The organism is Pseudomonas sp. A-RE-22 (assembly GCF_019956035.1).
GTDB classification, from domain to species: Bacteria; Pseudomonadota; Gammaproteobacteria; order Pseudomonadales; family Pseudomonadaceae; genus Aquipseudomonas; species Aquipseudomonas brassicacearum.
The window spans coordinates 75,395-87,600 of record NZ_JAHBCZ010000007.1; the positions used below are offsets into that span (position 1 = coordinate 75,395).

Here is a 12,206-nt window from a genome sequence, read left to right on the forward strand (position 1 = left end):
AGCCTCACCACAAAAAAATCAGAGCCCAACCTTCGGCGAATCCAGCGAATCATTCCCCGTCACCGTAGCCGTACCAGTCGCCGCCTCGGCATTGGCCTTCAGGCGACTCAGCTCATCACCGGCCTGTTCGATGCGAGCGCGGGCGTTGCTGAGGTTCTGCCGGTTCTTTTCCAACAAGGCCTTGGCCGAGCAATGCCCGGTGATCCCCCGCGCCAGCGCCATGCCGCCGATCGCCAGTTGAGCCAGGCCGAGCACACCGCCACGGCGCAAGCCCTTGCCGATCATCAGCACACCGCCAGCCAGTGAGCCAATGCGTTCCCAGCCATGCACGTTTTGTGGCGGATGGGATTGGAAAGGGGTGGTCTCAATCGGCTCGAACGGATTGTTATCGCTCATGATCTGTCTCCAGTGTGGGAATTGGTATAAAACTGACTGCCCGAGCGATTGCCTTGTTCAATCGAATGTTGCACCGATCAGCGGAATTGCGGCCCCGAACGGGTGTTGTTGCCTTTGGCCATGCGGTCATACAGCACGACGTTGACGGTGGCGGCCAGGTTCATGCAGCCGGTGGTGGGGATGTACACCACGTCTTCGCACCAGTCGCGAATGTCCTTGTCCAGCGAACCGTCTTCCGGGCCGAAGATATACAGCGCCCGGTCCGGGTGAGTGTATTCGGGCAGTGGGCGAGCGCCCTCCACCAGTTCCACGGCCACTGGCACACAGCCCAGGGGCAGGATTTTCTTCAGGTCGTCGATACCGATCAGCGGGATGTCGTAGTGGACTTTCTTGGTGTCGGTGACGAAGTCGGCGGCACGCTCATAGCGCTTGCCGGTGTAGAACACCGACGCCACGCCGTAGCAGCCGGCGGCACGCATGACCGAACCGACGTTTTCCGGTGACTTGGGGTTGAACAGACCGATGCAGCTATAGCGTTTGTTGGCCACGGGCGGGGTGCCTTTGGGGAAAAGGCGCGATTATACGGGGAATGGGGCTGTGTGTTCAGTTTGTGAGTGGGGCTGATGGTTGGTTACCCATTCACGAACCTGACCAATCGGTAACGTCCCCGCCAGCGTCGTGAAAGGCACCAGTCGTTATGGTTTGCCTGACAAATGACTGCCGGAGTTCCTCATGAAGACCCTTGATGCCTTGCTCGCCGTTTCGATCCTGTCTCTTTCTTCCCTTGCCTTGGCGGAAGGCGGAGGTGACCGGGTTTATGGCCAGATGATCCAGAACAATCAACTGGCCATGGCGCGATACGCCGCAGAAAACGGCAAAGCCGTCGCCGAAATCGTTCATTACGAATACGGCATGAACCTCGATGTAAAAAAAGTGGTGAGCATTACGCCGGCCAATAAAGGCTGTGGTGTCGGACCGTCGCGCATGACTTACGAAGACTCGAACGGCAAGCTCAATACCGTGGAATATAGGCTCCTGGGTGATAACTGTCCGAATGGCGGTTGATTACCGTCTCGTTTGTTCTCCTTTGGTTTTGAGACGGTCAGGCGCCCTGGAGGCGCCTGTTTTTTGCGCGGATTATTGTGTTGGCGTGTTACGCAACCTCAAGGCATTGAACACCACCGATGCCGAACTCACACTCATGGCGATGGCGGCAATCATGGGCGAAAGCAAGTGACCGGTCAGGGGATACAGCAGGCCGGCAGCCAGCGGAATACCCATCGAGTTGTAGAGGAAGGCAAAGCCGAGGTTCTGGCGCATGTTTCTAACGGTTGCCACCGAAAGGGTGCGGGCCCGCAAGATCCCCATCAAATCGCCTTTTATCAAGGTCAGTTGGGCGCTGTTCATCGCCACGTCCGTACCTGTTCCCATGGCAATGCCTACGTTCGCCCGAGCCAGGGCGGGCGCATCGTTTATTCCGTCACCCGCCATCGCAACCTGGCGGCCATCGCGCTGCAGGTCCGCCACCAGGCGCTCCTTGTCCTCGGGTTTGACTTCGCCATGGACCTCCTCAATGCCCATCTCCCTGGCCACGGCGCGTGCAGTGGTGAGGCCGTCGCCGGTGGCCATGATGATTTTTATGTCGTGAGCCTTGAGCCGGCTGACCGCTTCTCTGGAGGTCGGCTTGATCGGGTCCGAGACGGCCAGCAACCCGGCCAGTACACCGTCGACTGCCATGTAGATAATGCTGATGCCTTGCGCGCGTAGCTGCTCGGCCTGTTGTTGCAGTGGGCTGACGCTGATGCTGGCGGCTTTCATCAGGGCGGTATTGCCCAAGTGGACCTGCTTGCCGTCCACCTGGCCACTGACACCGATGCCGCTGCCGGACTCAAATGAAGCCGGCTTGATCAATTCAAGATGTTCGGCTCGTGCGTGATCGACGATGGCGTGGGCCAGGGGATGCTCGCTGCCCTGGTCGAGGCTGGCGGCCAACAGCAGCACCTGGCGGTCGTCGAAGCCCTGGGTGGCTTTCACGCTGTGAAAGGCCGGGCGCCCTTCGGTCAGGGTGCCGGTCTTATCGACGATCAGCGTGTCGATCCTGCACAAGTTCTCGATGGCGCTGGCGTCCCGGAAAAGCACGCCCAGGCTGGCAGCCTTGCCGGTGGACACCATGATCGACATGGGGGTTGCGAGCCCCAGCGCACAGGGGCAGGCGATGATCAGCACGGCGACGGCATTGATCAGCCCGAAGACCCAGCCGGGTTCGGGACCTAACAGCCCCCAGCCGAAAAAGGTCAGTACGGCGATGGCAATCACGCCCATGACGAAATAGCCAGCGATCACGTCGGCCATGCGCTGCATAGGAGCTTTCGAGCGCTGGGCCCGGGCGACCATCTGGACAATTTGCGCCAGGACGGTCTCGGCGCCGACCTTCTGCGCCGTCATCACCAAGCTGCCGTGGGTGTTGATCGTGGCGCCGATCAGGCTGTCCCCGGCGCGTTTGATCACCGGAACCGGCTCGCCAGTGAGCATCGACTCGTCAACGGCACTTTCACCTTCGAGCACCGCACCGTCGACCGGGACCTTTTCACCGGGCCTGATCCGCAGGCGGTCACCCTGATGGACGTGGGTCAGGGGGATGTCCTGTTCCTGGCCGTCGGCATTGATCCGGCGCGCGGTTTTGGGTGACAGCCCCAGCAGCGACTTGATGGCGGCCGACGTCTGCGAGCGTGCCTTGAGCTCCAGCATCTGCCCCAGCAAGGTAAGAGAGATGATCACCGCGGCGGCTTCAAAGTAGACGCCGATCCGCCCCTCCTGCATGAACGTGGCGGGAAAAGCTCCGGGCCAAAACGTGGCTGCGACACTGTAGAGATAGGCCGCCGCGGTGCCCAGGCCAATCAGGGTCCACATGTTCGGGCTACGCTGGCGAACAGAGGCCACTGCCCGCACAAAGAACGGCCAGCCTGCCCACAGGACCACGGGTGTCGCCAGGAAAAACTCGACGAAATTTTGTGTTGCACCGTGAAACAGCGACAAGGCGTGCCCCGCCATGGCGAGCACGGTGACGATGACCGTCAACGGCAGGGACCACCAGAAGCGGCGGGTGAAGTCCTTGAGTTCTGGATTGTCCTCTTCTTCCAGCGCGGGCATCACCGGCTCCAGCGTCATGCCGCACTTGGGGCAGATGCCGGGGCTGGGTTGGCGTATTTCCGGGTGCATGGGACAGGTGTATTCAGTCGCCATGTCGCCGCTGGGCGCTGAAGCACTGTGGTGAACGTGCGCTGGAGTGTCGGGCATGGCTAGGAACCTTCCTGATCCCTGCGGTTGACGGGTGGTTCGCCATGTCGTCCATGACCGCCATGGCCGTGTCCGTGTCCGAAGATATGCATCAAGGGACATATCAGGAGAATCAGGTACGGCCAATTCGCCGCGATGTGGCTGAAGTGTTCTCGCGCCAGATAGAAGAGGCCAATGGCCAACAACATGATCAAGACAATGCCGGTCTTGCCCCGCCAGAATGGCGTTGCGCCCGCTGAGGGTTGATGAGTGCTCATGGTTTCGCTCCTTCAGGCCGGGCGAGCCACCGCCACCGATAACCACAGAATAGGCAGGGAGGGCTCTGGCAGATTGATATTCATCAACCTTGGCTTACTTCACCTGCAAATGAGGGAAGTAGCGGGCATGCTAAAGGTGCGAAGCTGTCAGCGACCTGACGGGGGCATTGCAGATTTGTCAGCGGGGCCATGAAGCGGCCCAGGCAGCCGCTCCACAGTCGGGTGAGAGGATTGGATCTGTGGAGCAACACTTTGCAGCGCAAGATAGACCGGTTCGCCACAACGGCCAGTTACTCGTCTTTCTTCATCAACCCGGCCAGTGCGGCGAAGGGGTTGTGGGTCGCCTTGGCGATTTTCGGGGTGCTCAGGGAGCCGTCGCCGAAATATTGCTGGTCGGTGTAGCGCGAGTGTTCGTTGTCGTGGCAGTACAGGCACAGCAGTTCCCAGTTGGAACCGTCCTGCGGGTTGTTGTCGTGGTTGTGGTCGCGGTGGTGAACGGTCAGTTCGCTCAGGCGCTTGCCGGAAAACTCACGGGCGCAGCGGCCACAGACATGGGGGTACATTTTCAGGGCTTTGTCGCGGTAGCCCATCTCCCGGTCGCGCTGGGCATCGGCGAGGATGCGGTCCAGCTTGGCGGTGTTGGACGGTGGCGTTGACGAACTCATGGGTTCACCTTTGTAGACAAGACGGATGACGGTTGGACAGAGTTTAGCTCAGCCCTTGAGCTTCTCGGCAATCCAGATGGTGTGGCGGGTGCCTTTGTTGCCATGGGCGAACACTTGCACCTCTTCGGCCTTGAAACCGGCCTTCTTCAGCTTGTCGGAAAACTGCCGGTCAGCGCTGGCCGACCAGACCGCCAGCACGCCCTTGGGTCGCAGGGCCTTGGCGCAGGCGGCCAAGCCTCCCGCCGAATACAGCCAACTGTTGGCTTTCTGGGTCAGGCCTTCCGGGCCGTTGTCGACATCGAGCATGATCGCGTCGAAACCCTGGGGTTCGGCTTGCAGCACCTTGGCCACGTCTTCCATGCGGATAACTGTGCGCGGGTCCGACAGCGGCCGCCCGGCTTTTTCACCCAGTGGGCCACGGTTCCACTCCACCACGCCGGGCACCAGTTCGGCCACCACCACTTCGGCGGTCTTGCCCAGGTGCTTGAGGGCCGAGGCGAGGGTGAACCCCATGCCGAGGCCGCCGATCAGCACGCGCGAGCCAGGACGACCGGCGACCTTGCGGCAGGGGATCTCTGCCAGGGCGTCTTCGGAACCGTGCATGCGGGTGTTCATCAACTGCCCGCCGTCACCGCCCTGGATCTTGATGACGAAGTCTTCGCCGTACTCGAACAGGCACAGGGCACCGCCGTTATCAGGGATGGGTGTGGTGTCGAGCAGAACGAAACGTTTCATGGAAATCTCGTAGGAGGGCAAACCGCGCGGTAACGACTAGCCTTAAAGCAGACAATAGCCACGGAGCCATTGATGAAGTGCATCATTCTAACGGCCATTGCCCTGGCGGCGCTCTCAATTAGTTGCGCCCAGGCTCAACAACCGACGATTCCGGTCAACCCGCCTAGCATTCCCGGGTCGCCTGGCACCGCCACTCCCATGCCCTATCCGCCGGTTACGCCCAACGGTGTGCCCAAGGCTGGCCCCGGAAGCGGCGGGCCGCCCTTGCTGCCCCCCATCGAAATGCCCAAGCCGCCCAAGGACCAGTCGATACCGGGTATGGAGCCCAAGCCGGTGAAGGCCAAGTCGCCGGGGGGGTAGACCTGAAGCCCGTCGGTGAAACAACTGAATGGTAAAAACCTGTGAGTTAGGGCATTGAGGTGGACTCTGTGGGAGCAAAGCTTGCTCGCGATGACGTCGACATATGCAACACCGCTATCGCGAGCAAGCTTTGCTCCCACAGGCTCCCCACAGGTTCTGTGTTTCAACTGACAGAGGGAGGTCAGACCTGCTGCGACAACAACTGCCCATCAGCCATGCGCAGGCGCTTGGACAGGGAGACGGCGAGGGCGCGGATGATCTTGGCGGCGATCTTGGGAGCATCGTTGAGCATTTTTTCCAGGGAATCCTTGCCCAGGTTCAGCAACTGACAATCACTGGCGGCGATGCAACTGGCCGAGCGCCGTTCGCCGTCGAGCACGGCCATTTCGCCGAATGCCCGGCCACTGCGCAGCGTGGCGATGGTCACGGGCTGGCCGTCGGGGCCGGTTTTCTGCACGGCCACCTGGCCGGTGTGGATGATGCACATGAAGCTGCCGGCATCGCCCTCGCGGAAAATCGCTTCACCCGCGGCGATGGCGCTGATGCTGAAATAGCCCGACGCCGCGGCGAAGTCGACAGGCAGCAACTGGTCGAACAGACCGCAGTCCATCAACCAGTCGCGGATTTCTTTATTCAGTAAGGTTGGTTCTGACATGTCGGCACGGTCTTTTTCTTGTGTTTTCTACAGGTTCGGGCTGGCCCGGGTGTAAGAGATCCGTGGGACAGGCTCTTGTGGGAGCAAGGCCTTTCCCACATTGGGCTGGGTTACAGCAAGGCCCGGCGCATGCAGCTAAGACCCGGCCATCCCACAGAGTTCCTCAGGCCACCCTCAAAACCTTCAAGACAAATGCATATTCGAGCGCTACGTCACGCAATCCCTGGTAGCGCCCACTCATTCCGCCATGGCCGGCGCCCAGTTCGGTCTTGAGCAGCAGGGGGTTGTCGTCGGTTTTGGTGGCACGCAATTTCGCCACCCACTTGGCCGCTTCCCAGTACTGCACACGGCTGTCGTTGTAACCGGCGATCACCAGCAGCGCCGGGTAGGCCTGGGCGCTGACGTTTTCGTACGGGGCGTAGGCCCGGATCCGATCATAAACGTCCGGCTCCTCCGGATTGCCCCATTCGTCGTATTCGGTGACGGTCAGCGGCAAGTCCGGGTCGAGCATGGTGTTGAGCACGTCGACGAACGGCACCTCGGCAATCGCAACCTTGAACAGCTCCGGGCGTTGATTGAGCACCGCACCGATCAGCAGGCCACCGGCGCTGCCGCCGCTGATTGCCAGTTGCTCGGCGGTGGTGAAACCGTTGCTGATCAAATGTTCGGCGCAGGCGATGAAGTCGCTGAACGTGTTGTGCTTGTGTTCCTGCTTGCCGGCGCGATACCAGGCTTCCCCCAACTCGCCGCCGCCGCGCACATGGGCGATGGCAAATGCTACGCCGCGGTCAAGCAGGCTCAGCCGCGAATGGGAGAACCACGGGTCGAGGCTTTCGCCATAGGCACCGTAGCCGTACAGGTACAGCGGTACCGGCTGGCCGAGGGCTTCGCGCTTGACCACCAGGCTGATGGGCACTTGGGTGCCGTCCGGTGCTGTAGCCCAAAGCCGCTGGCTGACGTAGGCATCGGCGTCGAACGGGCCCAGTACCGGGGTTTGCTTGAGCACTATCTGTGCGCCGCTGGCCAGGTCCAACTGACGGATCTGCGCCGGACGGTTCAGGGCCTCGTAGCGCAGGCGGATGCGGTCGCTGACGAACTCCAGGCTGTTCTGCACATGTAGGCTATAGGCTGCATCCGGCAGTTGCACTCGATAGGCCGGCAAGCCTTGCGGGTGAACCTCGATGATCGGCAGGCCGCCTTCGCGCAGGCTCAAGGTCATGGCTCCGGCGTTCAGGCTCAGGCCGTCGATCATCACCGTGTCGCTGTGGGGGATCAGGTTCTGCCAGTCGGTCTCGGTCGGCGCCACACCCGTGTCGGCGGCCTGGTACAGGGCGAAGTTGATCCCGTCGCGGTTGCTGCGGATCAACCAGGTCCATTGGCCATCGAGCAGGCCGTGGTCGACGTCGTATTCATGGTTTTCCACGCGGGGCGCCAGGCAGGTAAAGGGGCGCTGCGGTTGCGCGGCGTCCAGCACCCAGACTTCACTGGTGGTCTTGCTGCCCAGGGACAGGATCAACTGCTTTTCCGAGCTTGAACGGTAGCAGTGCAGGAAGAAACGCCCGTCCGGCTCATGGAACACTTCCTCGGCGGCAGTGCCGTCCAAGCGATAGCGCCAGAGTTTGTGGGGGCGGTGAGTGTCGTCCAACTCGCCGAAAAACAGCGTCAGGCTGTCATTGGCCCAGGTCATGCTGCCGTCGCAATCGGCGAAGGACAGTTCGCTGACCTTGTCGTTGGACAATTCCTTCACGAACAGGGTGTAGATCTCGTCGCCCGTGGTGTCCAGGCTGTAGGCCAGGCGCTGGTGGTCGGGGCTGATACTGAAGGCGCCCAGGGAAAAGAAACCACCGCCGGCCAGCACGTTCGGGTCCAGCAGCAGTTGTTCGCGGCTTTCATCCACGCTCAGGCTGTCATCGGCCGGACGCGGGCAGCGGTAGTGGCGCGGGTATTCGTCACCGGCCGTGGTACGGGTGTAATACAGGTACGGGCCCCAGGGCGAGGGCAGCGACAGGTCGGTCTCGAGGATCCGGCCCTTGATCTCCTGGAACAGGGTTTCGCGCAGTTCGGCCTGGTCGGCGAGTTGCGCTTCCTGATAGCTGTTTTCCGCCTTGAGGTAGTCGAGCACGGCGTCGGTGTCGCGTTCCTGCAGCCAGGCGTATGGGTCAACACCGGGGTCCCTGCGGGCAATCGGGGCGTTGGAAACGTGGGCAGATAGGGACATGAAAGGCTCTCGAACGTTGTACGAAAAGGGACACGTGGCCCGGACAGAATCAACCACGCGGGCCATTCGCCAGACGCCGGGGCAGCCTGACGAGCGAAAAGCCGTTACTATAAGCGTCTCTTTGCCTGCCTTGCCATGGACACCATGACCGAGAATGACTATCTGATCGCCTGGGGCCTCTACGCCTTTGCCGCCCTGGGCTGCCTGCTGGTGTGGATGCGCATGACCCGCTGGATGTGGCGCTGGTTGCGCGAACCGCTGCGGTTGCTGATGGCGGTGCTGCTGTTTTGCCCTACCATCGTTGATCCGGTGAAGGACAGGGCCGCCCCGGCCTTGGCCATTGTTGCCCTGGACGTGTTGTTCAAAGTCGGCAACAACGTCTGGCGGGCGGCGTCCGATCTGCTCATGTACGGCATGATCGCCTTCGGCCTCTACCTGGTGATCGTGCTGATCCGCTTCCCCATCGAGCGCGCCACCAACGCGCGCAAGGAACGGGCCGCCGCCGCAAAAGCCGCCGCCGCGGCCGATGAGCCGGAGGACGAGCCACCGTTCGGCGTGGCCGGTGATGACCGTTACGGTCGCCCGCCCGTGCCGAGCAACCCCCAGCGTTCGCGTATCGAACCGCGCCTGTAACCGGGCCTGCCCCTTGAAGCGAGAGTTCGAGCATGTGTGAGTTATTGGGCATGAGCGCCAATGTGCCGACCGACATCGTGTTCAGCTTCACCGGGCTGATGCAACGCGGCGGCAAGACCGGGCCGCACCGGGACGGCTGGGGCATCGCCTTCTATGAGGGTCGTGGCCTGCGCCTGTTCCAGGACCCGGCCGCCAGCAGCGAATCGGAAGTGGCGAACCTGGTGCAGCGCTATCCGATCAAGAGCGAAGTGGTGATCGGGCATATTCGCCAGGCCAACGTCGGCAAGGTCTGCCTGTCCAACACGCACCCGTTCGTGCGTGAGTTGTGGGGCCGCAACTGGTGTTTTGCCCACAACGGCCAGCTCGCCGATTTCCAGCCGGGCGTGAGCTTCTACCGCCCGGTGGGCGATACCGACAGCGAAGCGGCTTTCTGCGATCTGCTCAACCGCGTGCGCCAGGCCTTCCCCGAACCGGTGGAGGTGGAACAATTGCTCCCGTCGCTGATCGAGGCCTGCGCCGAATACCGCAGCAAAGGCGTGTTCAACTGCTTGCTCAGCGATGGTGACTGGCTGTTCTGCTATTGCTCGACCAAACTGGCCCAGATCACCCGTCGCGCGCCGTTCGGCCCGGCGCGGCTCAAGGATGTGGATGTGATTGTCGATTTCCAGGCTGAAACCACGCCCAACGACGTGGTCACGGTGATCGCCACCGAACCGTTGACCGAAAACGAAACCTGGACCCGCTACGAACCTGGTCAATGGAGCCTGTGGCGACGCGGTGAATGCGTCAGCCACGGCCGGACCGAATAAGGACGTCACGTTATGTTGCTCAGTTATCTACGGCTGGTGTTGTTCGCGGTGGGCCTGTTGGTTGGGGTCCAGGTGCCGGGCTTCATCAATGATTACGCCAAGCGGGTCGAGGCGCACCTGATCGAGGCGCAGACCGGCCTGCAAGGGTTCCAGGGCACCGCCAACCAGTTCTTCAAGGGCGACATGCAAGCCCTGGTGGCCCATTACCGCGCCAGCGAAGACCCGATCTTTCGCAGCGACGCCGACAGCCTGAACACCTTGCTCATGCGCCAGCAGGCTCTGGACAAGCAATTCCAGGCGATGCAAGGCCCGTGGTACATCCGCATGCTGCAAGTGGCACTGGCCGCCGATCCGGACATCCGCAAGGAAACCTGGAATGGCTACAGCTACCAGATCCTGTTGACCCCCGAGGCCATGATCTGGGGCATCAGCGGTGCGTTGTTGCTGTCGTTCGGCCTGGAATGCCTGTTCCGCCTGATCGACTGGGTGGTGCTGGGCGGCAAGCGCCTGCGCCAGGGCCGGCCGATTGAAGAGCGCGACCTGCGCGGGCTCTGACCGCACGACTGATCGTTCCCACGCGCAGCAAAGGGATGCATCCCGTGACGCTCTGCGTCACCTTCCAGAAGCGGAACGCGGAGCGTCCCTGGCGGTGTTCCCACGCGGGAGCGTGGGAACAATCGATCGCGGTTGTCACAACGGCGTTCAGCCAGGCCCTCAATCCCACCCAATCAAGTTTTTCTTATGACCCAGCCAAGGTTTTATTCGTTGGACGGGATCGGCCGCGCGCTCAAGAATCGACGCATCGGTCTCCACGTCAGCGTCGTCGAGACTTACAACAATAAAACTGCGGAGAACCACCATGAGTGCACCCGACACGCTCGGCGTCCCCCAACCCCAGGCCCGTTCCGGCCCATTTGACTGGTATCGCAACATCAACCAGCAGGAACGCCGCACCTTCTGGAGCTGCAAGATCGGCTACGCCCTGGACGGCATGGACACGCAGATGCTCAGTTTCGTGGTGCCGACCCTGATCGCGATGTGGGGCATCACCACTGGCCAGGCAGGCCTGATCCACACCAGTACCTTGATCGCTTCGGCCATTGGCGGCTGGGTGGCGGGCATTCTCTCGGACCGCATCGGTCGGGTGCGCACCCTGCAACTGACGGTGCTGTGGTTCGCCTTCTTCACCTTCCTGTGCGGCTTTGCCCAGAATTACGAACAACTGTTGATCTCCCGCACACTGATGGGCTTTGGCTTCGGCGGCGAGTGGACTGCCGGCGCGGTGTTGATGGGCGAGGTGATCCGCGCCAAGGACCGCGGCAAGGCGGTGGGCATGGTGCAGTCGGGTTGGGCCCTGGGCTGGGGCATGACGGCGATCCTGTATGCGCTGCTGTTCTCGGTATTGCCGCCGGAAGACGCCTGGCGCGCCTTGTTTATCCTGGGTATTGTCCCGGCGATATTCGTGATATTCGTCCGGCGCCTGGTCAAGGACCCGGAAGTCTATAGCCAGGCCAAGGCCCGGCAAACGCCGAGCAATCCGGCGAAGTTCTACGAGATCTTCGCCCCCGGCATACTCTTCACCACCCTTCGTGCCTCGTTGCTGACCACCGGTGCCTTGGGCGGTTACTACGCCATCACCTCCTGGTTGCCAACGTTCCTCAAGAATGAGCGTGGCTTGAGCGTGTTGAGCACCGGTGGCTACCTGGCGATGGTGATCGTCGGTTCCTACGTTGGTTACGTCATCAGCGCGTACCTGTCGGATATCCTGGGTCGGAAAAAGAACTTCGTCCTGTACGCCATCGGCTCCTTCACCATCGTGCTGCTGTATACCCAACTGCATGTGAGCAATAACGTGATGCTCTGGCTGGGCTTTCCCCTGGGTTTCTTCGCTTCGGGCATGTTCAGCGGCATGGGCTCCTTCCTCACCGAGCTGTTCCCGACCCGCATTCGGGGTTCGGGCCAGGGTTTTTGCTACAACATCGGTCGCGCGTTGGCGGCAACGTTCCCGCTATTGATCGGCCTGCTGAGCCAGAAAGTGCCGCTGAGCGTGGGTATCGGAGCGTTCGCCGCAGTGTCCTATGGCGTGGTGATCCTCGCGGCGTTGAGCCTGCCGGAAACCCAAGGCAAGCAATTGGAAGCTGAGTAACTGATAACCTGCGGGCACGTGTCCCACAGTTAAAC

Annotated in this window: 14 protein-coding genes; 6 read left to right on the plus strand and 8 right to left on the minus strand. The window is 61.6% G+C overall.

Annotation, left to right across the window (positions count from 1 at the left end; genetic code table 11):
- Positions 1-18: 18 nt before the first annotated feature.
- Positions 19-396: a DUF2892 domain-containing protein gene (locus KGA89_RS04500; protein ID WP_223470723.1), complete on the minus strand. Its 378-nt coding sequence runs from the start codon at positions 394-396 to the stop codon at positions 19-21.
- A gap of 77 nt (positions 397-473) precedes the next feature.
- The gene (locus tag KGA89_RS04505) at positions 474-944 is read right to left on the minus strand and encodes an RNA methyltransferase (RefSeq protein WP_003198862.1); all 471 of its coding nucleotides are present in this window, start codon (positions 942-944) and stop codon (positions 474-476) included.
- 184 nt (positions 945-1,128) lie between these two features.
- Here KGA89_RS04505 and KGA89_RS04510 point away from each other — a divergent pair, with 184 nt between their 5' ends.
- Positions 1,129-1,461 carry a DUF2790 domain-containing protein gene (locus KGA89_RS04510; protein ID WP_039010821.1) on the plus strand — a complete coding sequence of 111 codons (333 nt, stop codon included), beginning with the start codon at positions 1,129-1,131 and terminating at the stop codon, positions 1,459-1,461.
- 72 nt (positions 1,462-1,533) lie between these two features.
- On the opposite strand, the gene KGA89_RS04515 is transcribed toward KGA89_RS04510, so the two are convergent.
- From KGA89_RS04515 to KGA89_RS04530, 4 genes are all read right to left on the minus strand, one after another.
- A complete protein-coding gene (locus tag KGA89_RS04515) occupies positions 1,534-3,693 on the minus strand; it encodes a copper-transporting P-type ATPase (RefSeq protein ID WP_411740643.1) in 2,160 nt (719 codons plus the stop codon).
- 2 nt (positions 3,694-3,695) lie between these two features.
- Positions 3,696-3,950, minus strand: coding sequence for a DUF2933 domain-containing protein (locus tag KGA89_RS04520; RefSeq protein WP_223470725.1), 255 nt, complete (start codon positions 3,948-3,950; stop codon positions 3,696-3,698).
- Positions 3,951-4,240: 290 nt separating this feature from the next.
- Positions 4,241-4,615, minus strand: coding sequence for a YajD family HNH nuclease (locus KGA89_RS04525; RefSeq protein WP_003184246.1), 375 nt, complete (start codon positions 4,613-4,615; stop codon positions 4,241-4,243).
- A 48-nt stretch (positions 4,616-4,663) separates the two neighbouring features.
- Positions 4,664-5,350, minus strand: coding sequence for a spermidine synthase (locus KGA89_RS04530; protein WP_003184244.1), 687 nt, complete (start codon positions 5,348-5,350; stop codon positions 4,664-4,666).
- 72 nt (positions 5,351-5,422) lie between these two features.
- On the opposite strand from KGA89_RS04530, the gene KGA89_RS04535 reads away from it, so the two are divergent.
- Complete coding sequence (locus KGA89_RS04535) at positions 5,423-5,710, plus strand: hypothetical protein (protein ID WP_223470727.1); 288 nt, start codon at positions 5,423-5,425, stop codon at positions 5,708-5,710.
- Between the two features lie 181 nt (positions 5,711-5,891).
- Here the strand turns inward: KGA89_RS04535 and KGA89_RS04540 are convergent, their stop codons facing one another.
- On the minus strand, positions 5,892-6,365 hold the full coding sequence (locus KGA89_RS04540) for a cyclic nucleotide-binding domain-containing protein (protein ID WP_003198869.1): 474 nt from the start codon (positions 6,363-6,365) through the stop codon (positions 5,892-5,894).
- A gap of 163 nt (positions 6,366-6,528) precedes the next feature.
- Entirely contained in the window at positions 6,529-8,583 is a 2,055-nt protein-coding gene (locus KGA89_RS04545; protein ID WP_223470729.1) for a S9 family peptidase, read from the minus strand.
- A 135-nt stretch (positions 8,584-8,718) separates the two neighbouring features.
- Here KGA89_RS04545 and KGA89_RS04550 point away from each other — a divergent pair, with 135 nt between their 5' ends.
- From KGA89_RS04550 to KGA89_RS04565, 4 genes are all read left to right on the plus strand, one after another.
- Positions 8,719-9,216, plus strand: a complete 498-nt coding sequence (locus KGA89_RS04550; RefSeq protein ID WP_223470731.1) for an MFS transporter — start codon at positions 8,719-8,721, stop codon at positions 9,214-9,216.
- Between the two features lie 32 nt (positions 9,217-9,248).
- The gene (locus KGA89_RS04555; protein WP_003198875.1) at positions 9,249-10,025 is read left to right on the plus strand and encodes a class II glutamine amidotransferase; all 777 of its coding nucleotides are present in this window, start codon (positions 9,249-9,251) and stop codon (positions 10,023-10,025) included.
- Between the two features lie 12 nt (positions 10,026-10,037).
- Positions 10,038-10,580, plus strand: a complete 543-nt coding sequence (locus KGA89_RS04560) for a DUF2937 family protein (protein ID WP_223470732.1) — start codon at positions 10,038-10,040, stop codon at positions 10,578-10,580.
- A 304-nt stretch (positions 10,581-10,884) separates the two neighbouring features.
- Complete coding sequence (locus KGA89_RS04565) at positions 10,885-12,171, plus strand: MFS transporter (RefSeq protein WP_223470733.1); 1,287 nt, start codon at positions 10,885-10,887, stop codon at positions 12,169-12,171.
- The last annotated feature ends 35 nt before the right edge of the window (positions 12,172-12,206 follow it).

Bases quoted from the DNA above. Each gene is read 5' to 3' on its own strand.
- KGA89_RS04530 (WP_003184244.1), bottom strand. From the start codon at position 5,350: ATGAAACGTTTCGTTCTGCTCGACACCACACCCATCCCTGATAACGGC.
- KGA89_RS04565 (WP_223470733.1), top strand. From the start codon at position 10,885: ATGAGTGCACCCGACACGCTCGGCGTCCCCCAACCCCAGGCCCGTTCC.
- KGA89_RS04510 (WP_039010821.1), top strand. From the start codon at position 1,129: ATGAAGACCCTTGATGCCTTGCTCGCCGTTTCGATCCTGTCTCTTTCT.
- KGA89_RS04525 (WP_003184246.1), bottom strand. From the start codon at position 4,615: ATGAGTTCGTCAACGCCACCGTCCAACACCGCCAAGCTGGACCGCATC.
- KGA89_RS04500 (WP_223470723.1), bottom strand. From the start codon at position 396: ATGAGCGATAACAATCCGTTCGAGCCGATTGAGACCACCCCTTTCCAA.
- KGA89_RS04545 (WP_223470729.1), bottom strand. From the start codon at position 8,583: ATGTCCCTATCTGCCCACGTTTCCAACGCCCCGATTGCCCGCAGGGAC.
- KGA89_RS04555 (WP_003198875.1), top strand. From the start codon at position 9,249: ATGTGTGAGTTATTGGGCATGAGCGCCAATGTGCCGACCGACATCGTG.
- KGA89_RS04560 (WP_223470732.1), top strand. From the start codon at position 10,038: ATGTTGCTCAGTTATCTACGGCTGGTGTTGTTCGCGGTGGGCCTGTTG.
- KGA89_RS04540 (WP_003198869.1), bottom strand. From the start codon at position 6,365: ATGTCAGAACCAACCTTACTGAATAAAGAAATCCGCGACTGGTTGATG.
- KGA89_RS04520 (WP_223470725.1), bottom strand. From the start codon at position 3,950: ATGAGCACTCATCAACCCTCAGCGGGCGCAACGCCATTCTGGCGGGGC.
- KGA89_RS04535 (WP_223470727.1), top strand. From the start codon at position 5,423: ATGAAGTGCATCATTCTAACGGCCATTGCCCTGGCGGCGCTCTCAATT.
- KGA89_RS04515 (WP_411740643.1), bottom strand. From the start codon at position 3,693: ATGCCCGACACTCCAGCGCACGTTCACCACAGTGCTTCAGCGCCCAGC.
- KGA89_RS04550 (WP_223470731.1), top strand. From the start codon at position 8,719: ATGGACACCATGACCGAGAATGACTATCTGATCGCCTGGGGCCTCTAC.